The sequence below is a fragment of the Serratia sp. CY37869 genome (assembly GCF_052168895.1).
GTDB classification, from domain to species: Bacteria; Pseudomonadota; Gammaproteobacteria; order Enterobacterales; family Enterobacteriaceae; genus Serratia; species Serratia ureilytica.
In genome coordinates, this window is the sequence record NZ_JBJNLU010000002.1 from 681587 (window position 1) to 705025 (window position 23439).

Here is a 23439-nt window from a genome sequence, read left to right on the forward strand (position 1 = left end):
GAGAGACAAGCGACATGAAGCACACATTCAAACGCAATGCGCTGTTGGCCGCCATACTGCTGGCGGCGGGAACCGGCCCGGTTTGGGCGGCGAAGGACGCGGTGATCGCCGTGGCGTCCAATTTCACCACTCTCGACCCTTACGACGCCAACGACACGCTGTCGCAGGCGGTGGCCAAGTCTTTCTATCAGGGGCTGTTCGGCTTCGACAAGGACATGAAGCTGGTGAACGTGCTGGCGGACAGCTATGAGGTCAGCAAAGACGGCTTGACCTATACCGTCAAACTGCGCCAGGGCATCAAATTCCACGACGGCACCGCGTTCAACGCTGAAGCGGTGAAGATCAACCTCGATCGTGCCAGCAACCCGGACAGCCACCTCAAGCGCTACAACCTGTTCAAGATGATCGACAAAACCGAGGCGGTGGACGCCAATACGGTGAAGATCGTGCTGAAGGCGCCGTTCTCGGCGTTCGTCAACAATCTGGCGCACCCGGCGGCGGCGATCATCTCCCCGGCGGCGCTGAAGCAATACGGCAAGGAGATCGGTTTCCATCCGGTCGGCACCGGGCCATATCAGTTCGTGACCTGGAACCAGACCGATTTCGTCAAGGTGAAGAAGTTCGACGGCTACTGGCAGCCGGGGCTGCCGAAGCTCGACAGCATCACCTGGCGCCCGGTGGTGGATAACAACACCCGCGCGGCGATGCTGCAGACCGGCGAGGCGACCTTCGCCTTCCCGATCCCTTACGAGCAGGCCAAGGTGCTGGAGGGCAACGCCAAGCTGAACGTGGTGGCTGCGCCGTCGATCCTGCAGCGTTACATCAGCATGAACGTCACTCAAAAGCCGTTCGACAACCCGAAGGTGCGCCAGGCGCTGAACTACGCGATTAACAAGGACGCGCTGATCAAGGTGGCGTTCGCCGGTTATGCGGTGCCGGCGGAAGGGCCGGTGCCGCCGGCCATCGATTTCGCCGCCCGCTACAAGCCGTGGCCGTACGATCCGGCCAAGGCGCGCGAGCTGTTGAAAGAGGCCGGCTACCCGAACGGCTTCACCACCACGCTGTGGTCGTCCCACAACCACAGCACCGCGCAGAAAGTGCTGCAGTTCACCCAACAGCAGCTGGCGCAGGTGGGGGTGAAAGTGACGGTAACGGCGATGGATGCCGGGCAGCGCGCGGCGCAGGTGGAGAGCGTCGGGGTGAAAGACACCGGCGTGCGGCTGTTCTACACCGGCTGGTCGGCCTCGACCGGGGAAGCGGACTGGGCGCTGTCGCCGCTGTTCTCCACCCAGGCGGCGCCGCCGAAGCAGTTCAACACCGCATTCTACAGCAACCCGCAGGTGGACAAGGATCTGACCGACGCGCTGGCGACCACCGATCGCGCCGAGAAGCAGAAATTGTATCAGGACGCGCAGGATCGCATCTGGGCCGACGCGCCCTGGATCTTCCTGGCGACCGAACGTTTGTTGTCGGCCAACAGCAAACAGCTGAGCGGTTTCTACGTGATGCCGGATACCTCGTTCAACTTTGATAACGCCGATCTGAAATAAGGCGCCCATCCCCGCCTGCGGCCCGACGGCGGCGGGCGGGGGAAGGAATGAGATGCTCAATTATTTTCTGAAACGACTGCTGGGCCTGATCCCGACGCTGCTGATCGTGGCGGTGCTGGTGTTCCTGTTCGTCCACCTGCTGCCGGGCGATCCGGCGCGGCTGGCGGCGGGGCCGGAGGCCGACGAGGCGGTGGTGCAGCTGGTGCGCAAGGATTTGGGGCTGGATAAGCCGCTGCCGCAGCAGTTCGCGCACTTTTTCGTCAACGCGCTGCGGGGCGACTTCGGCATCTCGATGGTGTCCAAGCGCCCGGTGAGCGAAGAGATCGCCTCGCGCTTTATGCCGACCTTCTGGCTGACCGTGGCCAGCATGCTGTGGGCGGTGGCGTTCGGTCTGGCGATCGGCGTGGTGTCGGCGGTGTGGCGTAACCGTTGGCCGGATCGCCTCGGCATGACGCTGGCGGTGTCGGGGATCTCGTTCCCGGCCTTTGCGCTCGGCATGCTGCTGATGCAGGTGTTTTCGGTCGAGCTGGGGTGGCTGCCGACGGTGGGCGCCGACAGCTGGCGGCACTACATTCTGCCTTCTATCACTCTGGGGGCGGCGGTGGCGGCGGTGATGGCGCGTTTCACCCGCGCTTCGTTCGTCGAGGTGTTGCAGGAGGACTACATGCGCACCGCGCGCGCCAAGGGCGTGCGGGAAAGCGTGGTGGTGATGAAACACGGCCTGCGCAACGCGATGATCCCGGTGGTGACCATGATGGGGCTGCAGTTCGGTTTCCTGCTCGGCGGTTCGATCGTGGTGGAGAAGGTGTTCAACTGGCCGGGGCTGGGGCGCTTGCTGGTGGACTCGGTGGAGATGCGCGATTACCCGGTGATCCAGGCCGAGGTGCTGCTGTTCTCGCTGGAGTTCATCCTGATCAACCTGCTGGTGGATATGCTGTACGCGGCGATCAACCCGGCGATTCGTTACCAATGAGGACGCGGCATGATTAAGCATTGGCGGCGCAGCGCCGCATTGAAGGCGATGCCGCTTATCGACCCCAACGCGGTACGCACGCCGTGGGGCGAATTTTGGCGGCGTTTTCGCCGCCAGCGGGCGGCGCTGGTCGCCGGCCTGTTGGTGCTGCTGCTGATTGCGGCGGCGCTGCTGGCGCCTTATCTGGCGCCGTTCGATGCGGAAAATTACTTCGATTACGACCGGCTGAATGAGGGGCCTTCGCTGGTGCACTGGCTGGGCGTAGATTCCCTCGGGCGCGATATCTTTAGCCGCATCCTGATGGGCACGCGCATTTCGCTGGCGGCCGGGGTGTTCTCGGTGCTGGCGGGTGGGGCGATCGGCACCCTGCTGGGGCTGCTGGCCGGCTACTATGAGGGCTGGTGGGATCGCCTCACCATGCGCGTCTGCGACGTGCTGTTCGCGTTTCCCGGCATTTTGCTGGCGATCGGCGTGGTGGCGATCATGGGCAGCGGCATGGCCAACGTGATCGTCGCGGTGGCGATCTTCAGCATTCCGGCCTTCGCCCGCCTGGTGCGCGGCAATACGCTGGTGCTGAAGCACCTGACCTATATCGAGTCGGCGCGCAGCATCGGCGCCTCGGACTGGACCATCATCCTGCGGCACATCCTGCCGGGCACCCTGTCTTCGATCGTGGTCTATTTCACCCTGCGCATCGGTACCTCGATCATCACCGCCGCCAGCCTGTCGTTTTTGGGGCTGGGCGCCCAGCCGCCGACGCCGGAGTGGGGGGCGATGCTCAACGAAGCGCGCGCCGATATGGTGATCGCGCCGCACGTGGCGATCTTCCCCAGCCTGGCGATATTCATCACCGTGCTGGCCTTCAACCTGTTGGGCGACGGATTGCGCGACGCGCTCGATCCGAAACTGAAGGGGTGATGCTTTAACGTATGGCGCATATTTGAACGGGCTCAAATGACGTCTCAGTGCCATTATCCGTTCAATAAGCTGTATTGTTAGCACGAAGATGATTGATGGCTTTTGAAGAAATCCGGGCGGTTAAACCGCCCGGATTTTTTTATCAGCGGAACAGGTGCTCGGCGTGGAAACGCAGGTGATCTTCCACGAAGGTGGCGATGGTGAAGTAGCTGTGATCGTACCCCGGCTGAATGCGCAGCGTCAGCGGCCAGTCGCGCTGGCGCGCCAGCTCCGCCAACCGTGCCGGCTGCAGCTGGTCGGCCAGGAACTGGTCGTCGTCGCCCTGATCGATCAGCACCGGCATTTTCTCCGCGCCGCTGGCCAGCAGATGGCAGCTGTCGTACTGCAGCCACTGGCTTTCGTCGCTGCCCAGATAGGCGGTGAACGCCTTGCGGCCCCACGGCACCTGGCACGGGTTAACGATCGGTGCGAACGCCGATACCGAGCGGAAGCGCTGCGGATTGCGAAACGCCATCATCAGCGCGCCGTGGCCGCCCATCGAGTGGCCGAAGATCGACTGACGATCGCTGACGCTGAAGTGCTGTTCGATCAGCGCCGGCAGTTCGGCGCTGATGTAGTCGTACATGCGGAAATGGCGATCCCACGGCGCCTGGGTGGCGTTCAGGTAGAACCCGGCGCCCTGGCCCAGATCGTAGCCTTCGTCGTTCGGCACCTCGTCGCCGCGTGGGCTGGTGTCCGGCATCACCAGCACCAGGCCCAGCTCGGCGGCGATGCGCTGCGCGCCGGCTTTCAACGTGAAGTTCTCGTCGTTGCAGGTCAACCCCGACAGCCAGTACAGCACCGGCGGCGGGTTGTCATCGCGCGGCGGCGGCAGGTAGATGCTGAATGTCATGTTGCAATTCAGGCTCTGCGCCGCGTGGCGATAGCGCTGCTGCCAGCCGCCGAACATGCGGTGCTCTTCGAGAAGTTCCAATGACAACGTCATCTCTGCCTCCTGGCTTATTGGTCGAAGTGGATGACGGAACGGATCGATTTGCCTTCGTGCATCAAATCGAACGCTTCGTTGATCTGCTCCAGCCCCATGGTGTGGGTGATAAAGTCGTTCAGCGCGAATTCGCCGTCCAGATAGCGCTCGACGATGCCCGGCAGCTGCGAACGGCCCTTGACGCCGCCGAACGCCGAACCGCGCCAGACGCGGCCGGTGACCAGTTGGAACGGACGGGTCGAGATCTCTTCGCCGGCGCCTGCGACGCCGATGATCACCGATTCCCCCCAGCCCTTGTGGCAGCATTCCAGCGCGGAACGCATCACGTTGACGTTGCCGATGCACTCGAAGGAGAAGTCGACGCCGCCGTCGGTCAGCTCGACGATCACCTCCTGAATCGGTTTGTCATAGTCTTTCGGGTTGATCAGATCGGTAGCGCCCAGCTTGCGCGCCAGATCGAACTTGCTGGTGTTGATGTCGATGCCGATGATGCGGCCCGCGCCGGCCATCTGCGCGCCGATGATCGCCGACAGGCCGATGCCGCCCAGGCCGAAGATCGCCACGGTGTCGCCCGGTTGCACTTTGGCGGTGTTCATCACCGCGCCCATGCCGGTAGTGACGCCGCAGCCCAGCAGGCACACTTCCTCCAGCGGCGCTTCCTTGTTGATTTTCGCCAGTGAAATTTCCGGCACCACGGTGTATTCGGAGAAGGTGGAGGTGCCCATGTAGTGGAAGATCGGCTTGCCGTCCTTGAAGAAGCGGGTGGTGCCGTCCGGCATCAGGCCTTTGCCCTGAGTGGAGCGGATCGCCTGGCACAGGTTGGTCTTGCCGGATTTACAGAATTTGCACTCGCCGCACTCCGGGGTGTAGAGCGGGATCACGTGATCGCCGACCGCCACGCTGGTGACGCCTTCACCGACCGCTTCCACCACGCCGCCGCCCTCGTGGCCGAGGATCGCCGGGAACACGCCTTCCGGATCTTTGCCGGACAGGGTGTAGGCGTCGGTGTGACAAACGCCGGTGGCGACGATCCGCACCAGCACTTCGCCTTTTTGCGGTGGCATCAGCTCGACTTCTTCGATCTTCAGCGGCTGGTTCGGGCCCCAGGCAACGGCGGCGCGGGTTTTGATCATCTCCATCATAGTCTCCTCAGTGGTTTTCTTTTTAAATCAGGCGATATCGACAACGTCTGATAAATCGTTGGGGGTGCTTTCATCAACAGCGGCGGTTTCCGTCTGTTCAATAATCAATTCTTTCAGCGCGCGCACGTTCGGCCCGAACGCGTCGCGGCGCCACAGCAGCCAGGTGGCGGTGTCGGCCACGTCCGGCGGCAGGGTGTGAACCCGAACCCGCTCATGGCCCGGCAGCAGGCTGAGCACCGAATGCGGGATCATCGCCAGCCCGGCGCCGCTGGCGACGCAGGCCAGCATGGCGTGATAGGACTGGATCTCCATGATCTGCCCCGGCCGCGCGCCTTCGCGCTTGAACCAGGCCTCCAGCCGCAGGCGGTAGGAACAGCTGGCGCGAAAGGCGAACAGCGTTTCGCCGTTGGCGTCTTTGGCGCTGTGGATCGGCGCGTGATCGAGACAGGAGATCACCACCATATGTTCAGGATAGGCGATGCAGCCGTTTAGCTCGTCATAGGGCACCGGGCCGTCGACCAGCGCTGCCGCCAGCGTGCCGGCGCGCACCCGATCGGCGATTTCGCCGGAGGTGCCGGTAGTCAGCGACAGAGACACCTGCGAGAAACGCTGGTGGTAAGCCGCCAGCAGCGAGGGCAGGCGGGTGGCGGCGGTGCTCTCCATCGAGCCGAGAGCAAAGTTGCCCGCCGGTTCGCCGGCATGGGTGATGCTCATCGCCTCGTCGCTCAGCGCCAGGATGCGATTGGCGTAGCACAGAAAGTTATGGCCCATCGGCGACAGGCGCAGGCGCTGTTTTTCGCGGATAAACAGATCGGCGCCCAGCTCCTGCTCGAGCTGGCGCAGCCGGGTGGTCAGATTCGACGGCACGCGGTGCAGCTGCTCGGCGGCGCGGGCGACCGAGCCGGTTTCCGCTACGCAGCAGAACATGCGAAGCTGAGTCAGATCCATAATATTCTCGTTTCGTGATGAACTTGATAACTATTATTCAGTTTTTGTGAGTTTAATACTGCGGCATGATACTGGCAACTTTCTTTTAACCTTTTGGATACCGGTATGGCTTTACGTATTGCCTTGAGCGGGTTTGCCGCGCTGATCGTGGCGATGGGCATTGGCCGCTTCGCTTTCACCCCTCAGGTGCCGCTGATGATCGCTGACCACCAGTTCAGCCTGACCGGCGCCGGGCTGGTGGCGGCGATCAACTATTTGGGCTATTTGTGCGGCGCCTACGACGCGATGCGCGCCACGCGCCACGTCGAGCGGCGCCTGTGGCTGGGCGTATGGGGTGCGATGGCGCTGACGCTGCTGTCGGCGTTGGCGCAGGATGAATGGACCCACGGCGCGCTGCGCTTCGTCATCGGCTGGGCCAGCGGCTGGGCGATGGTGCTGGTGGCGGCCTGGACCAACGAGCGGTTGGCGCACTACGGCCGGCCGGCGCTGAGCGCGGCGGTGTTCGCCGGGCCGGGCGCCGGCATCTTCCTCAGCGGCATGCTGGCGGTGGGCATCAACGCGCTGGGGCTGACGGCGGCGCAGGCCTGGCTGGTGTATGGCGGGCTGGCGCTGGTGCTGGTCGGGGGGATTAGCGCCTTTCTGCCGCGCAGCGGCGAGCTGCATCGCCCGGACGTGGCCCCGGAGCCGCTGCTGCTGACGCCGGCGCTCAAGCGTCTGGTGTGGAGCTACAGCCTGGCCGGCTTCGGCTATATCCTGCCGGCGACCTTCTTGTCGCAGATGGCGGCGGCGCGTTTTCCCGACAGCCTGTTCGCACAGTTCGTCTGGCCGGTGTTCGGCGGCGCGGCGGTGCTGGGGATCGTTATCGGCATTGTGACCCGCCATCGGCTGACTACCCAAACCCGGTTGGCGATCACGCTGTGGGTACAGGCGCTCGGCGTACTGAGCGCCGAAGTGGTGCCGGGCGTGGCCGGCCTGGCGCTCGGGGCGTTGCTGACCGGCGGCGGTTTCCTCTGCGTGGTGCAGCTTGCCCTGCAGCACGGCCGTGAACTGGCGCCGCGCCATGCGCGCTACATGGCCGGATTGCTGACCACCGGTTATGCGATCGGCCAGCTGGTTGGGCCGATGCTGTCGGCGCTGTCGACCGCCTTGGCCCATCGGTTGGAACCGGCGCTGTATGTGGCGGTGATAGCGCTGTTGGTGGCCGGAGGGCTGGCGGTGAATACCCCGGCGCGGCGGTTGGCGCAAAAAACGGCGACTCGGTGATTAAAATCCATACAAAAAGCGTGGAGACCCGCAGCCGGCCTGATTGTGCTAAATGCGAAGATTTCACCTCTGGATGAAGCACTATCACTGGATAATCGCCGCGCTCTCATCTACAGTGGGGGCAAAATCTTGACCGGGTTCACGTTATCCACCACGAAAACTCTGCCGTCACGAGAGCAAGCAATTCGCCGGCCGCACGCCCTATCAGGCCGCCGGCGGGTTCCGTCCGCAGGAGAACAAATACATGACATCATTAAGTAAAGAAGCCGCGCTGGTGCATGCGGCACTGGAAGAGCGTGGTCTGGAGACACCGCTGCGCGGGGAAGTGCTGGATCGCGAAACGCGCAAGCGTCGCATCAAAGAGCACATGACCGAAATCATGCAGCTGCTGAATCTCGATCTGTCTGACGACAGCCTGGCGGAAACGCCGCATCGCATCGCCAAAATGTATGTCGACGAGATCTTCTCCGGTCTGGACTACGCCAACTTCCCGAAAATCACCGTCATTGAGAACAAAATGAAGGTGGATGAGATGGTGACGGTGCGCGATATCACGCTGACCAGCACCTGTGAACACCACTTCGTCACCATCGACGGCAAGGCCACCGTGGCCTATATCCCGAAAGACTCGGTGATCGGTCTGTCGAAGATCAACCGCATTGTGCAGTTCTTCTCCCAGCGTCCGCAGGTGCAAGAGCGCCTGACCCAGCAGATCCTGGTTGCGCTGCAGACCCTGCTCGGCACCAATAACGTGGCGGTATCGATCGATGCAGTCCATTATTGTGTCAAAGCGCGCGGCATTCGCGACGCGACCAGCGCCACCACCACCACCTCGTTGGGGGGGCTGTTCAAGTCCAGCCAAAATACCCGCCAGGAGTTCCTGCGCGCGGTGCGCCATCACCAGGGGTGATGGCGTTGCGGGGCGACTCGCAAAACGACAACAGGCGCCTGCGGGCGCCTTTTTCATGAGCGGAAGACAGCGATAAAAAATGAACAGTCATCCTCTGCCGCGCATCGCTACGCTGGACTGCGTGCGCGGCATCGCCATCCTCGGCATCTTATTGCTGAACATCAGCGCCTTCGGCTTGCCGAAGGCCGCCTACCTCAATCCGGCCTATCTGGGGATGCCGTCATCGCGCGACGCCTGGACCTGGGCGCTGCTGGATCTTTTCGCCCAGGCCAAGTTCCTGGCGATGTTCGCGCTGCTGTTCGGCGCCGGGCTGCAAATGCTGCTGCGGCGCGGCAAAAGCTGGATCCGCGCGCGGCTGTCATGGCTGGTGCTGTTCGGCCTCGCGCACGCCATCTTCCTGTGGGACGGCGACATTCTGCTGGCTTACGGGCTAATCGGCTTAGTGTGCTGGCGCATGATCCGCGAAGCCAAAGACACATTCCAGCTGCTGAAAACCGGCGTGGTGCTCTACCTGATCGGCGTGGCGGTGCTGCTGCTGCTCGGTTTTGTCTCGCACGGTGAACCGGGCAGCTTCTGGCAGCCGGGCGTGGCGGAATTGCAGTACGAGAAGTTCTGGAAGCTGCAGGGCGGTTTCGAAGCCTGGCGCAGCCGCGCCGATCTGCTCTCGTCCAGCCTGCTGGCCATCGGCGCGCAGTATGGCTGGGAGCTGGCGGGGCTGATGCTGTTCGGCGCCGGGCTAATGCGCAGCGGCTGGCTGCGCGGCAGCTATTCCTCCGGCTATTACCTGCGGCAGGCGGCGTGGCTGTTGCCGCTGTCCGTGCTGATCCAACTGCCGGCGGTGGCGCTGCAATGGCAGGTGCATTGGGAGTATCGCTGGAGCGGTTTCCTGCTGCAGGTGCCGCGCGAGCTGGGCGCGCCGCTGCAGGCGCTGGGTTACCTGGCGCTGTGTTACGGTTTCTGGCCCGCGCTGTCGCGTCTGCGCATCGCCCACTGGCTGAGCCAGGTGGGGCGCATGGCGCTGAGCAACTACCTGTTGCAAACGCTGATCTGCACTACGCTGTTTTATCGCTTTGGCCTCTATGAGCAGTTCGACCGGCTGCAGCTGTTGGCGTTTGTGCCGCTGGTCTGGTGGGTCAACCTGGTCTTTTCCGCACTGTGGCTGCGTTACTTCGAACAGGGGCCGATGGAATGGCTGTGGCGCAAATTGACGCAGATGGCCGCCGGTGAAACGGAATCCAAAGCGCTGAAGTGAGCGCCCATCGGCAGGTTAAAAAAATGTATGTAAACGTTTTCTTTCCTGTGACGTAATTCACGCAGCGCTGCGGGTCAATCGGGGTAGGATAGCGCCACCGGCCACTACCCCGATTTCAGGATCCCGCATGCCTCCAGTTCATCCGATCACTATTCGCGACGTGGCGAAACGCGCCGGCGTCTCCGTGGCGACCGTGTCTCGCGTGCTCAATCACAGCGCGCTGACCAGCAAAGAGACGCGCGAACAGGTGCTGCAGGCGGTGGCGGAACTGGGCTACCGCCCCAACGCCAATGCACAGGCGCTGGCGACCCAAAGCAGCGATACGCTGGGCGTGGTGGTGATGGACGTGTCCGATCCGTTCTTCGGCGCGCTGGTGAAAGCGGTAGACACGGTGGCGCAGAAACACCACAAGTATCTGCTGATCGGCAACAGTTATCATCAGGCGGACAAAGAGCGCCATGCGATCGAAGTGCTGATCCGTCAGCGCTGTAACGCCCTGATTGTTCACGCCAAAGCCTTGAGCGACGCCGAACTGATCGGCTTTCTGGAGCAGGTGCCGGGCATGGTGCTGATCAATCGGATTATCCCCGGCTATGAGCCGCGCTGCGTTGGGCTGGACAATGTCTGCGGCGCTGACATGGCGATGCGTCTTCTGCTCTCGCAGGGCCATCGGCGCATCGGTTATCTGGGCTCCAATCACCCGATCGAAGACGGGCCGCTGCGTCAGCAAGGCTATGCGCAGGCGATGGCCGCCGCCGGGCTGGCGACGCCCGACAGCTGGCGCGCGTACGGTTCGCCGGATCTGCAGGGCGGCGAGGCGGCGATGGTCGAGCTGCTGGGGCGCAACTTACAGCTGAGCGCGGTGTTTGCCTACAACGACGCCATGGCCGCCGGCGCCATGGCGGTGCTGAAAGAAAACGGTATCACGGTGCCGCAGCATTTTTCGCTGATCGGCTTCGACGACATTCCCATCGCGCGCTACACCAGCCCCAAACTCACCACGGTGCGTTACCCGATCGTCTCGATGGCCACGCTGGCGACCGAGCTGGCATTACAGGGCGCAGCAGGCCTGGCGGAGCCGCAGGCGAGCCATCTGTTCATGCCGACGCTGGTGCGGCGCCATTCTGTCGCCCCCTGGCAAAGTGAGGCGACGGTCACTCTCTGACGATTTAATCTTGTGTAACCGTTTTCAATCTGTGAGAAAATTCACAGAATATTAACATCGCGCCGTCTATGCTCTAGGCGTTTTCAGGCGCAAAGGCCCTTGCCGCTGTAACCGTTTATCTCGCGCTGACACAGCATTTCTCGGAAATAACAAGATCCACGGACGACAGGTGTTGAGTGGAAATCGCCTGGCCTGGGGTGCGCGCACTGCCGGTGACCATTGGCTCAAAGACGAGTAATACCCTACACAGAACCGGAGATTGACAATGAATAAGAAGGTTTTCACCCTGGCCGCCATGGCCGCTGCCATGATGTTTGGCGCCGCAGCCCATGCTGATACCCGTATTGGCGTCACGATTTACAAATACGACGACAACTTCATGTCAGTGGTGCGCAAAGCGATCGAGAAAGACGCCAAGGCTTCACCGGACGTTACCCTGTTGATGAATGACTCGCAGAACGACCAGTCCAAACAGAACGATCAGATCGACGTGCTGCTGGCCAAGGGCGTGAAAGCGCTGGCGATCAACCTGGTCGACCCGGCCGCGGCGCCGGTGGTTATCGATAAGGCGCGCGCAAACGATATCCCGGTGGTGTTCTACAACAAAGAACCTTCCCGCAAAGCGCTGGACAGCTATGACAAGGCGTATTACGTCGGCACCGACTCCAAAGAGTCCGGTGTGATCCAGGGCGAACTGATCGCCAAACACTGGAAAGCCAATCCGGCCTGGGATCTGAACAAAGACGGCCAGATCCAATTCGTGCTGCTGAAGGGCGAGCCGGGCCACCCGGATGCCGAAGCGCGCACCACCTACGTGGTGAAAACGCTGAACGAGAAAGGCATCAAGACCCAACAGCTGCAGTTGGATACCGCGATGTGGGATACCGCGCAGGCGAAAGACAAGATGGACGCCTGGCTCTCCGGCCCGAACGCCAACAAGATCGAAGTGGTGATCGCCAACAACGACGCCATGGCGATGGGCGCGGTGGAAGCGCTGAAAGCGCACAACAAGACCAGTATTCCGGTGTTCGGCGTGGATGCGCTGCCTGAAGCGCTGGCGCTGGTGAAATCCGGCGCGATGGCGGGCACGGTGCTGAATGACGCCGACAATCAGGCGAAGGCCACCTTCGAGCTGGCGAAAAACCTGGCGGCGGGCAAACCGGCCACCGAAGGCACCCAATATAAAATCGAAAATAAAGTCGTGCGTATTCCTTACGTCGGCGTAGATAAAGACAACCTGTCTCAGTTTGTTAAATAAGAATTGAGATCCCGCTAAGACCCCGCCTGCGGCGCCAACACCAGGAATACCGCCGGCGGGGATGTTTACGACTGCAAGATCGTTAAGCCAGGTGTATTTATGGCCGATAGCTCACGCGAATTTCTGCTGGAAATGACGGATATCTGTAAGTCATTTCCCGGCGTCAAAGCCTTGGACAATGTCAATTTACGCGTCCGTCCGCACTCCATTCACGCCCTGATGGGGGAGAACGGCGCGGGGAAATCGACGTTGTTGAAATGCCTGTTCGGCATTTACAAAAAAGACAGCGGCAGCATTGTATTTCAGGGCCGGGAAATCGACTTCAAGAGCTCGAAGGAAGCGCTGGAGCACGGCGTTTCCATGGTGCATCAGGAGCTGAACCTGGTGCTGCAGCGCACCGTGATGGACAACATGTGGCTGGGACGCTACCCGACCAAAGGCCTGTTCGTCGATCAGGACAAGATGTTCAAAGACACTCAGGCGATCTTCGACGAGCTGGATATCGACATCAACCCGCGCGAAAAGGTGGGCAACCTGTCGGTGTCGCAGATGCAGATGATCGAGATCGCCAAAGCGTTTTCCTATGACGCCAAGATCGTCATCATGGACGAACCGACCTCTTCGTTGACGGAGAAAGAGGTCAATCACCTGTTCACCATCATCCGCAAGCTGAAAGAGCGCGGCTGCGGCATCGTCTATATCTCGCACAAGATGGAAGAGATCTTCCAGCTGTGTGACGAGATAACGGTGCTGCGCGACGGCCAGTGGATCGCCACCCAGCCGCTGGAAGGGCTGGATATGGACAAGATCATCGCCATGATGGTCGGCCGCTCGCTGAGCCAGCGTTTCCCCGACAGGCAGAACACGCCGGGTGAGGTGATCCTCGAGGTGAAGAACCTGACGTCGCTGCGGCAGCCTTCGATCCGCGATGTGTCCTTCGATCTGCACCAGGGCGAGATCCTCGGCATCGCCGGGCTGGTGGGCGCCAAACGCACCGACATCGTCGAGACGCTGTTCGGCATTCGCGAGAAGGTGGCGGGCACTATCAAGCTGCACGGCAAGGCGATCGACAACCACAGCGCCAACGAAGCGATTAACCACGGTTTCGCGCTGGTGACCGAAGAGCGGCGATCCACTGGGATTTACGCCTACCTCGACGTGGGTTTCAACTCGCTGATCTCCAACATCCGCAATTATAAAAACAAGCTCGGTCTGCTGGACAACGCGCGGATGAAGAGCGACACCCAGTGGGTGATCGACGCCATGCGGGTGAAAACGCCGGGGCATCACACCCATATCGGCTCGCTGTCCGGCGGCAATCAGCAAAAGGTGATCATCGGCCGCTGGCTGCTGACGCAGCCGGAGATCCTGATGCTGGATGAACCGACGCGCGGCATCGACGTGGGCGCCAAGTTCGAGATCTATCAGCTGATGACCGAGCTGGCGAAGAAGGGCAAGGGGATCATTATCGTCTCGTCCGAAATGCCGGAGCTTTTGGGGATCACCGACCGCATTTTGGTGATGAGCAACGGCCAGGTTGCGGGCATCGTTAATACCAAGCAGACCTCGCAGAATGAAATCTTACGTCTCGCCTCCCTGCACCTTTAAGGATTCGAATTATGAACGCGCTAAATAAAAAAACCTTATTTACCTATTTCAAGGAAGGCGGCATTTACGTGGTGTTGCTGGTGCTGTTGGCCATCATCATCATTCAGGACCCCACTTTCCTCAGCCTGATGAACCTGAGCAATATCCTGACGCAGTCTTCGGTGCGCATCATCATCGCGCTGGGCGTGGCGGGGCTGATCGTTACCCAGGGCACCGACCTGTCCGCCGGGCGGCAGGTGGGGCTGGCGGCGGTGGTGGCGGCCACGCTGCTGCAGTCGATGGATAACGTCAACAAAGTGTTCCCGCACATGGAAACCTGGTCGATTCCCGTGGTCATCCTGCTGGTGTGTGCGGTCGGCGCGGTGATCGGCCTGGTTAACGGCCTGATTATCGCCTACCTCAACGTGACGCCGTTCATCACCACGTTGGGCACCATGATCATCGTCTACGGCATCAACTCGCTGTATTACGATTCGGTCGGTGCGTCGCCGGTCGCCGGCTTCGATCCGAAGTTCTCCACCTTTGCCCAAGGCTTCTTGCGCTTTGGCGACTTCAAGCTGTCGTACATCACCTTCTATGCGCTGATTGCCATCATTTTCGTCTGGATCCTGTGGACCAAGACCCGCTTCGGCAAGAACATCTTCGCCATCGGCGGCAACCCGGAAGCGGCCAAGGTCTCCGGCGTCAATGTGCCGCTGAACCTGATCATGATCTATGCGCTGTCCGGCGTGTTCTATGCCTTCGGCGGCTTGCTGGAAGCGGGGCGCATCGGCAGCGCCACCAACAACCTCGGTTTTATGTATGAGCTGGACGCCATCGCCGCCTGCGTGGTGGGGGGCGTCTCGTTTGCCGGCGGGGTGGGGACGGTGTGGGGCGTGGTGACCGGGGTGATCATCTTTACCGTCATCAACTACGGCCTGACCTATATCGGCATCAACCCGTACTGGCAGTACATCATCAAGGGCAGCATCATCATCTTCGCTGTGGCGCTGGACTCGTTGAAATACGCCAAGAAGAAGTAGATTTACCGCAGCACAGACGACAAGGCCGGCCTATTGCCTAATGCTGGTCAGTTAGCGTTTTTTTGAAGTACTCGAGTCGTTTTCGGTCGATAAATGAGAGGTGCATCATGAGGCTCCAGCACCTCGACCGAGCCAGGGGCCGAAGGCGCGGCCCCTGGCAACCCGCGCCTTTGCCCTATCAGACGGTTGGCTTTGCCAACGTTACTCAGCCCATCCCTGGGCCTCGCCCCTTCGGGGCCGCTGCAAGCAGCGTTCAAATCTGCTCCAGGCAGATTTGTCCTCTCTCCGCCATACCGCATTGAGGCCGGTTGCGACAGGCGTCCCTGCCTGTCTCACCTGAAACCGCCGTCCATGGCGGTTTCTCCTAATGCACTATGCCTGCGTTCGGCGTCTTCAAGGGCGTCCAATACCGTGCTCATCTCCGATTTCGCTTCTCTGTCATAACCTCATAAGGGACAGGTTGCCCGGTAGCTGCCAGCTCGGGTGTTGGCCTTAGGCGCGCATCACCGGCTGCCGAGCAAGACGGCGTTGTCAGGGGCAACCGGCCAGGGAAGGCCGGTTGAGGCGAGACTAACAGGGACGTTTGTCGCAGCCGACCCGCCCGACAATGCAGACGCGGCGAGGACAAATCTGCCGGGAGCAGATTTGAACGCTGCTTGCAGCGGCCCCGAAGGGGCGAGGCCCAGGGTGGGCCGAGTAATTTCCGCACAGCGGACAGACGGTGTTAAGCAAGGGCGCGGGTGGAGGGGCCGCGCCTTCGGCCCCTCCAATTGCCGTTCATTGTAGTAACAGAGAAATTCGGGGGATTTACGGCAATTCATCCTGCACGTCACGTAAAGAGACTGGATAAAAAATACCAGTCACGCTTAAGTGACCGGCATTAGGCCTATTTTTCCGGCTTTTTTGGGCGTTTGCCGCGTCAAGGCTGTTTGGCTTTCTGCTTCTCTTCTTTCAGCTTGTGCTCCAGCTCCACCAACTGTTCCGGCGAGACGGCGGGATAACCCTGGGCGTCTTCCGGCACGGTGTGCATGGCGGAGATCGGGATCAGCGGGCCGAGGAAGCGCGGCTCGCGCTTGAGGATGTACAGATCGGTCAGCGCGCCCAGACGGGCGAAGATCTCGCGGGCGCGCACCGTCATCATGTCCTTTGGCGACGGCACCGCGTAACACTGCGCCTGAATGCCCATGTGCAGGGCGATAAACAGCGCGCGCTCGCAGTGGAAGCGCTGGGTGATGATGATGAAATCGTTGGTGTCGAACACCTTGCGGGTGCGCACGATGGAATCCAGGGTGCGGAAGCCGGCGTAATCCAGCACGATATCGCTCGGCGCCACGCCGGCGGCGATCAGATCGCGGCGCATGGTCATCGGTTCGTTATAGCTTTGCTGGGCATTGTCGCCGCTCAGCAGCAGGTATTTTACCTTGCCGCTGTTATAGGCGTTGATCGCTCCCTGAATGCGGTAACGGTAATACTGGTTGATCACGCCGGTGCGATAATACTTGGCGGTGCCGAGCACTACGCCGACCTGGCGATGCGGCAATTCCTGCAGTTCGTCGTAGACGTAAGGCGCGGTTTTCCAGCTGATCCAGCGATCGAGCGCAATAGCCGAGCCCATCAACACCGCAATGATGATGAACAGGCTGATTATCAGGCGTTTCCACATGTTGTTGCCTTACGCGCGCCGGGCTGAAAAAGATGGATCAAGGCTACTTTACCTGACCGACCGACGCAAGACGCGAACCGCCTGAAGCACGCGCGTCGCCGCATTTTTCGGCGGTTTTGCCGCACAAAAAAGCCCGGCGGAGCCGGGCTGGGTCATTTCAGCGCGTCAATCAGAACGAGGTGCGCTTATAGCTGCGGTACTGCGGCCGCCAGAAGTTGTGCTCGATGGCTTTCGACAGTGCGTCTTCGGAGGTGACGATCGCCACACCCTGCAGCTGCGCCGCTTTGCCCACTTCCATGGCGATGCACTTGGATACGCCCTGAATATCGTCGATATTCGGCAGCAGCGCGCCGTGGCCGTCGGTCGCCAGCGGCGAACAATCCGCCAGCGCGCGGCTGGCGGCCATCAGCATGGCGTCGGTGACGCGGGTGGCGCCGGAGGCCAGCACGCCCAAACCGATGCCCGGGAAGATGTAGGAGTTGTTGCACTGGGCGATCGGGTACAGCTGCTCTTTGTAGCTTACCGGCGCAAACGGGCTGCCGGTCGCGACCAGGGCGGCGCCGTCGGTCCAGTTGATGATGTCTTCCGGACGGGCTTCCACGCGCGAGGTTGGGTTGGACAGCGGCATCACGATAGGGCGTTCGCAGTGCTTGTGCATCTCGCGGATCAGCTCTTCGGTAAACAGCCCCGGCTGGCCGGAAACGCCGATCAGAATGGTCGGCTTGGCGTTGCGCACCACGTCCAGCAGCGAGATGGCGTCGCTGGCGGTTTCCCAACCGGCCAGGTTGTCGCTCTTCTGCACCAGCTTGCTCTGGAAGTCGAGCAGGTTCGGCAGTTTGTCGGTCAGCAGGCCGAAACGGTCAACCATGAATACGCGGGCGCGCGCTTCGTCTTCGCTCAACCCCTCGGACTTCATCTGCGCGATGATCTGCTCGGCGATGCCACAGCCGGCGGAACCGGCGCCGAGGAAGGTGACGGTCTGATCGCGCAGCTGGCTGCCGGCGGCGCGGCTGGCGGCGATCAGGCTGCCGAGGGTGACCGCGGCGGTGCCCTGGATGTCGTCGTTAAAGCAGCAGATCTCGTCGCGGTAGCGGTTCAGCAGCGGGGTGGCGTTGTTCTGCGCGAAGTCTTCGAACTGCAGCAGCACGTTCGGCCAGCGGCGTTTGACCGCCTGAATAAACTCTTCGACGAAGGCGTGGTATTCCTCGCCGGAGATGCGCGGATGGCGCCAGCCCATGTACAGCGGATCGTTGAGGCGCTGCGGGTTGTTGGTGCCGACGTCCAACACTACCGGCAGGGTATAGGCCGGGCTGATGCCGCCGCAGGCGGTATACAGCGACAGCTTGCCGATGGGAATGCCCATGCCGCCGATGCCCTGGTCGCCCAGGCCGAGAATGCGTTCGCCGTCGGTCACCACGATCACCTTGACGTTCTGCTTGGTGGCGTTTTGCAGCATGTCATCGATGCGATCGCGGTTCGGGTAGGAGATGAACAGCCCGCGCGCGCGGCGGTAGATATCGGAGAAGTGCTCACAGGCCTCGCCGACGGTCGGGGTGTAGATGATTGGCATCATCTCGCTCAGGTGCGAGTCCAGCAGGCGATAGAACAGGGTTTCGTTGGTGTCCTGGATGTTGCGCAGGTAGATGTGCTTATCGTTATCGTTCTTGAAATCCTGATACTGACGGTAGGCGCGTTCCACCTGTTCTTCGATGGTCTCCACCGCTTCCGGCAGCAGGCCGTGCAGGTTGAAGTGGCTACGTTCTTCCTCGGTGAAAGCGCTGCCTTTGTTCAGCAGCGGAAATTCCAGCAGAATCGGGCCGGCGTAAGGGATGTAGAGCGGGCGTTTGCTTTCGTATTCTAGTTCCATCAGTTTTACTCTTCACGTATCAGATAACTGTATTGCCGACGATCCTAAAAGATAAAGAGAAGATGTACAGCATTTGTTGCCCGATGATGAACCAGGTTGGCGTAATTATCGACAATCAAATGATTTTTTAACTAAAGAAAGTGTCTCTGGCGGCGTCGGGGCATTGTATTTGGCGGGCGGTGCTGTTAACGGCGGAACCGGATGGCCCCGCCGTCGTGCGCTTAGAAGGCGGCGCGGCTGACGTTTTGGCAACCCAGCGCCGCCAGGGTGACGCGGGTGGCGTCCCATTGGCTGATGCTCGCGTCCTGCGGCTCGGCCAGGACGGCGCGACGGATAGCTCGGCAGTCGCCGCCGGAGAGGTTCAGCAGGATCAGCGCGGCCTGCAGCGGCGGCAGGCTCGGGTTAAAAGCGGCGTTTTCCGCATAGCGGCCGGCGTAGATATTGCCGTCTGCCGTTTCCAGCGCCACGCCGCTGTGGGCGTTGCTGTACGGCGCGTGGCTCCGGTTGGCCGCCGCCAGCGCCGCTTGCGTCAGCGCATCGTTCAGCGGCAGTTGATGCCCGTGATTGACCTCGTCCATCAGCAGTGAAGCGACATCCAGATCTTTCGGGCCGAAGGCGTCCGGCAGATAGTCCGCCAGCGTGGCCGGCGCGCGGCCAGGTAAACGGATTTGCAGCGCGCCGCCGCTGTTCAGCTCATTCATAAACTGGCGGCAGTGGCCGCACGGCGTATAGTTGACGGTGATCGAGGCCAGCGCTTTTTCGCCGCGCAGCCAGGCGTGAGTCACTGCGCTTTGTTCCGCATGTACGGATTGCTGCAGCGGCGCGCCGCTGAATTCCATATTGGCGCCGAAATAGAGATTGCCGCTTTGCCCGCGCGCGATGGCGCCGACGTGGAAATGCGATATCGGGGTTAACGAGCAGGCCGCCGCCAGCGGCAGCAGCGCGAATGCCAGCGCGTCATCGTCCAACCCACAACCTGAGCGGATCGCCGCCGCTTGCTCGGCCGTGAACATCGCCGGAAAGTCGGACGCGTCCAGATAGGGCTGCAGGGCGGATTGCAGTGTCGCGGGCAGTGCGCTGAAAGCGGTGTGAAAACGCGGATGCATGGAAGGTCTCTCTACAGGTTAACGGGATCACATTCTAGGCAGGCCAGAGACATTAAAGTGTGATCAATATCTCTTAAATGATGAAATCAATGTAATAAAAGGCGTAAATGCGAGATGTATCGCAAGTTTCATCCTGATCAACCGAACAGATGCAACAGCACCGGAAACACAAACGGCGCCAGCAGCGAGGTGATGATGCCGCAGATCACCAGCGCCAGCGAGCCGAAGGCGCCCTCCTGATAGTCCATCTCCGCGCAGCGCGCGGTGCCCAGCGCGTGGGAAGCCGTGCCCATCGCCAGGCCACGCGCCGAGGGGGTCGTGATTTTCAACAGGTTGAACAGCGTGTGGCCGAACACGGCGCCGAGGATGCCGACGAAAATAACGCAAACCGCGCTGATCGCCGGAATGCCGCCGAGCGAGTCCGCGACGGCCATCGCGATCGGTGTAGTGACCGATTTCGGCAAGATAGAGGCGGCGATTTCCGGCGTGGCGCCCAACCACAGGGCGATGGCGCCGCCGCTGATCATGGCGGTCAGGCTGCCGATGAAGCACACCGTGATAATCGACTTCCAGCGCGCGCGGATTTGGTGCAACTGCTCATACAGCGGGAAGGCCAGCGCGACGACCGCCGGCTGCAGCAGATCGTTGAGGATCCTGCTGCCCTGGAAGTAGCGCTCATAGGAAATGCCGCTGAGCAGCAGCAGCGGGATGATCACCGCCATGGAAACCAGCAGCGGATTGAGCAGCGGCATGTTCAACTTGCGCGCCAGCCAGCGCGCGGCGAAATAGACCGCCAGCGTCAGCGGCAGCGACCACCAGATTTCGTGGATCATGAGTTGCCCTCCGTGTCGTCGGGCTTGCCGGCAATGCGGCGCTCGCGGTGAAAATAGTGTGAGGTATAGCCGACCACCACCAGCACCATCAGCGTGCTGATCAGGCAAGAAATGACCAGCGGGCCCAGATGCGCGACGATCTGGTCGTAATATTTCATCACGCCGACGCCGATCGGCACGAACAGCAGCACCATGTAGCGGATCAGCAAATGACAGCCGGGTTTAACCCATTTGGCCGGCAGGATCTGGGTGGAGAGCAGCGCGAACAGCAAGAGCATGCCGATGATGCTGCCGGGAATGGCGAAAGGCAGCAGCGCCGCCACTGCGTTGCCGACGAACAGACACAGGTAGATGAGGAGCAGGGCCCTGAGGTATTTCCAGCACAGTGTGAGCACGTTGGCCATTGTCTTTTCCCGTTTAACTGACGCATTCATCATACAATTAAACTGTGAGCCACGCCACAGATCGCACTATGAATTCTCGCTATGCCTGCCATGCGCGATCGGCGGGTTGACATCCTGCTTTGAGAGTTGCAGGCAGGGTCAGCGCGCGTCTTCGGCCGTTGCCGCAGAACGTTCAGCCAAACGATGGCCGAGGAAGAAAAACAGCAGGCTGAGCAGCGCGGCGACGATCAGCATCACGAACATCAGCGGCGGCGCGGCGTAGCTGAGCATGACCCCGCACAGCACCGGGTTGATGGCGCCGCCCAATGCGCTGAGGTTCTGTACGCCATAGTAGCTGCCTTTCAGGTGCGGCGGCGCGATAAAGTCGATGAACATGTATTCCACCGGGATAACGATGATCTCGCCTAAGGTAAACACCGCCATCGCCGCCAGCCATAGCCAGACCGCCTGGCCGGCCACCATAAAACCGAGCAGCCCGACGATGAAAAACAGCGTGCCCAGCGCCAACCAGCGCAGCATATTCTCCTGGCGCATGCCGCGGCTGAGCAGGTATTGCAGGGCGATGACGATACCGGCGTTGACGATCATCACCAACCCGATGATTTTGTAGGCGAACTCGGCGCTGGAGACGGTGATCAGGTACTGCGACAGATAGCCCGTGAACTGACCGAACACCACCGCGCCCAGCGTGCTGCCGAGGGTGAAGTAGATCAGCCGTCGATCGCTTCGCAAGATGGCCAGCGTTTGACGGAAGTTGGCCAGCGCGGCCGGTGCGGCGGCGCTGGGTGCCGGGCGCTGTTCACCACCGCGCAAGCGCAGGCTCAGCGCCGTCACCGTCGCCAGCGCCAGGCCGCCTGACAGGTAGAACGGCAGCAGCGAACTCAGCCCGGCCACCAGAACGCCGAGCGCAGAGCCGATCGCCCAGCCGACGTTGACCAGCGTGTAGTTGATTGAGAAAGCCTTGATGCGCTGCTCGACCGGCAGCCAATCGGCGAAACAGGCCTTAATGGTGATGCTCAGCACCGAATAACAGGTATGCAGGATCGCCAGCACCACGATCACGCCGCCGGGACGCGGGATCCAGGGAATGGCGAAGAAACTCAGCGCGAACAATAAAATCGACAGCAGGATCAGGCGGTTTTTGCTGAATTTGTCCACCAGATAGCCGCCGTACAGGCTGGCGATGATGCCGAGGGTGAGGCTGACGCCCAGGATCACGCCCACGCTTTTCGGCAACAGCTGGAAGTGCTCGGTGAGGTAGATGGTGATGAACGGCAGCGTGACGCCGCGGCCGATGGTCAACACCAGCGAACTGGCCAGCAGTACGTTGATCAGCGAGGGGAATCCCTTCATTTGAAACCTGTTTATGCATACAGTTATTGGGCGATGCAGATAACATAGCGCATTTTGGCGGGGACGGAAGGGGGCTGCCGATATTTATCTGAAAAACAGAGGCTGCGTCGGCAGCCTCGTGAAAAACAGCATTATTTACCGTGTTCGGCCTGCAGCGTGGCGAACCACGGCTGAACGAAATCGCTGCTGCTGCCCCAGCCGGGGATGATCTTCGCCAGGCCGGCGACGTTGACCGGCCCCGGTTGCGCCAGCAGCAGCGCCTGCGGAATGATCGCCGCTTTGAACTGATAGTTGTCCGGCGTGCTTTCCCCGGCGATCTTGTTGGCCACCAGGCGCAGGTTGACCGCGCCGATCAGCTTCGGATCCACCGCCACGCTGACCTGCCACGGGCTGCCGGCCTCGCGCATCAGCTGTAAATCCTGATTGGAGATATCGATGCTGTACAGCTTGATTTCGGTGCGGCCGTTCTCTTTCAACGCCTTGTAAGCCCCTTGGGTAAAGGCGTCCCAGGTGCCCCAGATGGCGTCGATCTTGCCTTTCGGGTATTTCGCCAGCACCGCGCCCACCTTGTTGGCGGTATCGCCCTGCACGTCGGATGAGACCGCGCCGATCGATTCCAGCTCATGAATGCCCGGATGCTGTTTCAGCAACTGCTGATAAGCGGCCTGACGGCGCTCCATCGGCGGGAAGCCGGCCACCCACAGCTTGACAATATTGGCCTGGCCGTTGAAATCCTTCACCAGTTGGCCGAAGGAGGCATTGGCCAGTGAAGCGTCGTCCTGCTGCGAGACGGTGACGCCGGGAACGCTGCCGCTGACGTCGGTATCGAAAGCCGCGACGGCGATGCCGGCCGCCGCGATGCGCTTGACCAGGTCGGTGGAATAGGGGGCTCGCCCCTGCGAGAGAATGATGCCGTCATATTTCTGGCTGATAGCCTGATTGACGAAGTCCTGGAAGCGCGCGTCGTCGCCATTGCTGAGGAAGGTATCCACCTTAAAGCCCAGCTTGCGCCCTTCCTGAATGGCGCCCGCCAAAAATTGCGTGGTGTTGTCGTCGGATCCGAGGTTGCGGATCACCGCGATGCGCACCGGCCCCTGATGCTGAGCGATGGCGGCGGGTACGGTGGCGTTTTCCGCCGCCTGCAGCGGCAGGGCGGACAACAGACTGAGGGCGAGCAGCGAAGTCTTGAGGTTTTTCATTATTATAGGCTCCAAAAAAG

20 protein-coding genes are annotated in these 23439 nt (G+C 61.2%); 10 read left to right on the plus strand and 10 right to left on the minus strand.

Annotated elements, in window-relative coordinates:
* The first annotated feature begins 14 nt into the window (after positions 1 to 14).
* From gsiB to gsiD, 3 genes are read left to right on the plus strand one after another with little or no spacing between them, the layout of a single operon-like run.
* Positions 15 to 1550, plus strand: coding sequence for a glutathione ABC transporter substrate-binding protein GsiB (gsiB, locus tag ACJ8J1_RS13625; protein WP_033642437.1), 1536 nt, complete (start codon positions 15 to 17; stop codon positions 1548 to 1550).
* Between the two features lie 52 nt (positions 1551 to 1602).
* Positions 1603 to 2523, plus strand: coding sequence for a glutathione ABC transporter permease GsiC (gene gsiC / locus ACJ8J1_RS13630; RefSeq protein WP_025302141.1), 921 nt, complete (start codon positions 1603 to 1605; stop codon positions 2521 to 2523).
* Between the two features lie 9 nt (positions 2524 to 2532).
* Entirely contained in the window at positions 2533 to 3441 is a 909-nt protein-coding gene (gene gsiD, locus ACJ8J1_RS13635; protein ID WP_171403307.1) for a glutathione ABC transporter permease GsiD, read from the plus strand.
* 142 nt (positions 3442 to 3583) lie between these two features.
* On the opposite strand, the gene fghA is transcribed toward gsiD, so the two are convergent.
* Genes fghA through ptrR form a run of 3 tightly spaced genes read right to left on the minus strand, consistent with a single transcriptional unit; the run spans position 3584 to position 6516 of the window.
* Positions 3584 to 4426, minus strand: a complete 843-nt coding sequence (gene fghA / locus ACJ8J1_RS13640; RefSeq protein ID WP_015377214.1) for an S-formylglutathione hydrolase — start codon at positions 4424 to 4426, stop codon at positions 3584 to 3586.
* Positions 4427 to 4440: 14 nt separating this feature from the next.
* Positions 4441 to 5565 (minus strand): S-(hydroxymethyl)glutathione dehydrogenase/class III alcohol dehydrogenase, encoded by a 1125-nt coding sequence (locus tag ACJ8J1_RS13645; protein WP_033642438.1) that lies wholly within the window; start codon positions 5563 to 5565, stop codon positions 4441 to 4443.
* Positions 5566 to 5595: 30 nt separating this feature from the next.
* The gene (ptrR, locus tag ACJ8J1_RS13650) at positions 5596 to 6516 is read right to left on the minus strand and encodes a putrescine utilization regulator PtrR (protein WP_016928453.1); all 921 of its coding nucleotides are present in this window, start codon (positions 6514 to 6516) and stop codon (positions 5596 to 5598) included.
* A gap of 105 nt (positions 6517 to 6621) precedes the next feature.
* Here ptrR and ACJ8J1_RS13655 point away from each other — a divergent pair, with 105 nt between their 5' ends.
* From ACJ8J1_RS13655 to mglC, 7 genes are all read left to right on the plus strand, one after another.
* Positions 6622 to 7779, plus strand: a complete 1158-nt coding sequence (locus ACJ8J1_RS13655) for a YbfB/YjiJ family MFS transporter (RefSeq protein ID WP_033642439.1) — start codon at positions 6622 to 6624, stop codon at positions 7777 to 7779.
* Between the two features lie 244 nt (positions 7780 to 8023).
* On the plus strand, positions 8024 to 8689 hold the full coding sequence (folE, locus tag ACJ8J1_RS13660; RefSeq protein WP_004938969.1) for a GTP cyclohydrolase I FolE: 666 nt from the start codon (positions 8024 to 8026) through the stop codon (positions 8687 to 8689).
* 79 nt (positions 8690 to 8768) lie between these two features.
* Positions 8769 to 9941 (plus strand): DUF418 domain-containing protein YeiB, encoded by a 1173-nt coding sequence (gene yeiB / locus ACJ8J1_RS13665; RefSeq protein WP_033642440.1) that lies wholly within the window; start codon positions 8769 to 8771, stop codon positions 9939 to 9941.
* Between the two features lie 127 nt (positions 9942 to 10068).
* A complete protein-coding gene (galS, locus tag ACJ8J1_RS13670) occupies positions 10069 to 11106 on the plus strand; it encodes an HTH-type transcriptional regulator GalS (RefSeq protein ID WP_033642442.1) in 1038 nt (345 codons plus the stop codon).
* A 265-nt stretch (positions 11107 to 11371) separates the two neighbouring features.
* A complete protein-coding gene (gene mglB / locus ACJ8J1_RS13675) occupies positions 11372 to 12364 on the plus strand; it encodes a galactose/glucose ABC transporter substrate-binding protein MglB (protein ID WP_033642443.1) in 993 nt (330 codons plus the stop codon).
* 99 nt (positions 12365 to 12463) lie between these two features.
* Positions 12464 to 13972 (plus strand): galactose/methyl galactoside ABC transporter ATP-binding protein MglA, encoded by a 1509-nt coding sequence (gene mglA, locus ACJ8J1_RS13680; RefSeq protein ID WP_004938959.1) that lies wholly within the window; start codon positions 12464 to 12466, stop codon positions 13970 to 13972.
* An 11-nt stretch (positions 13973 to 13983) separates the two neighbouring features.
* A complete protein-coding gene (gene mglC / locus ACJ8J1_RS13685; protein ID WP_033642445.1) occupies positions 13984 to 14994 on the plus strand; it encodes a galactose/methyl galactoside ABC transporter permease MglC in 1011 nt (336 codons plus the stop codon).
* Between the two features lie 919 nt (positions 14995 to 15913).
* On the opposite strand, the gene sanA is transcribed toward mglC, so the two are convergent.
* The 7 genes from sanA to ACJ8J1_RS13720 all read right to left on the minus strand — a co-directional run bounded on the left by sanA (position 15914) and on the right by ACJ8J1_RS13720 (position 23419).
* Positions 15914 to 16657 (minus strand): outer membrane permeability protein SanA, encoded by a 744-nt coding sequence (gene sanA / locus ACJ8J1_RS13690; protein WP_004938948.1) that lies wholly within the window; start codon positions 16655 to 16657, stop codon positions 15914 to 15916.
* A gap of 169 nt (positions 16658 to 16826) precedes the next feature.
* Positions 16827 to 18524, minus strand: a complete 1698-nt coding sequence (locus ACJ8J1_RS13695; RefSeq protein ID WP_004938945.1) for an NAD-dependent malic enzyme — start codon at positions 18522 to 18524, stop codon at positions 16827 to 16829.
* 221 nt (positions 18525 to 18745) lie between these two features.
* Positions 18746 to 19630, minus strand: coding sequence for a cytidine deaminase (cdd, locus tag ACJ8J1_RS13700; protein ID WP_033642446.1), 885 nt, complete (start codon positions 19628 to 19630; stop codon positions 18746 to 18748).
* 137 nt (positions 19631 to 19767) lie between these two features.
* Positions 19768 to 20463, minus strand: coding sequence for a CidB/LrgB family autolysis modulator (locus ACJ8J1_RS13705; protein ID WP_033642447.1), 696 nt, complete (start codon positions 20461 to 20463; stop codon positions 19768 to 19770).
* Positions 20460 to 20867, minus strand: a complete 408-nt coding sequence (locus ACJ8J1_RS13710; protein ID WP_033642448.1) for a CidA/LrgA family protein — start codon at positions 20865 to 20867, stop codon at positions 20460 to 20462. The genes ACJ8J1_RS13705 and ACJ8J1_RS13710 overlap by 4 nt, the downstream gene beginning before the upstream one ends.
* Before the next feature lie 138 nt (positions 20868 to 21005).
* Positions 21006 to 22220, minus strand: coding sequence for an MFS transporter (locus tag ACJ8J1_RS13715; protein WP_033642449.1), 1215 nt, complete (start codon positions 22218 to 22220; stop codon positions 21006 to 21008).
* 131 nt (positions 22221 to 22351) lie between these two features.
* A complete protein-coding gene (locus tag ACJ8J1_RS13720; protein ID WP_033642450.1) occupies positions 22352 to 23419 on the minus strand; it encodes a sugar ABC transporter substrate-binding protein in 1068 nt (355 codons plus the stop codon).
* Between the last annotated feature and the right edge of the window lie 20 nt (positions 23420 to 23439).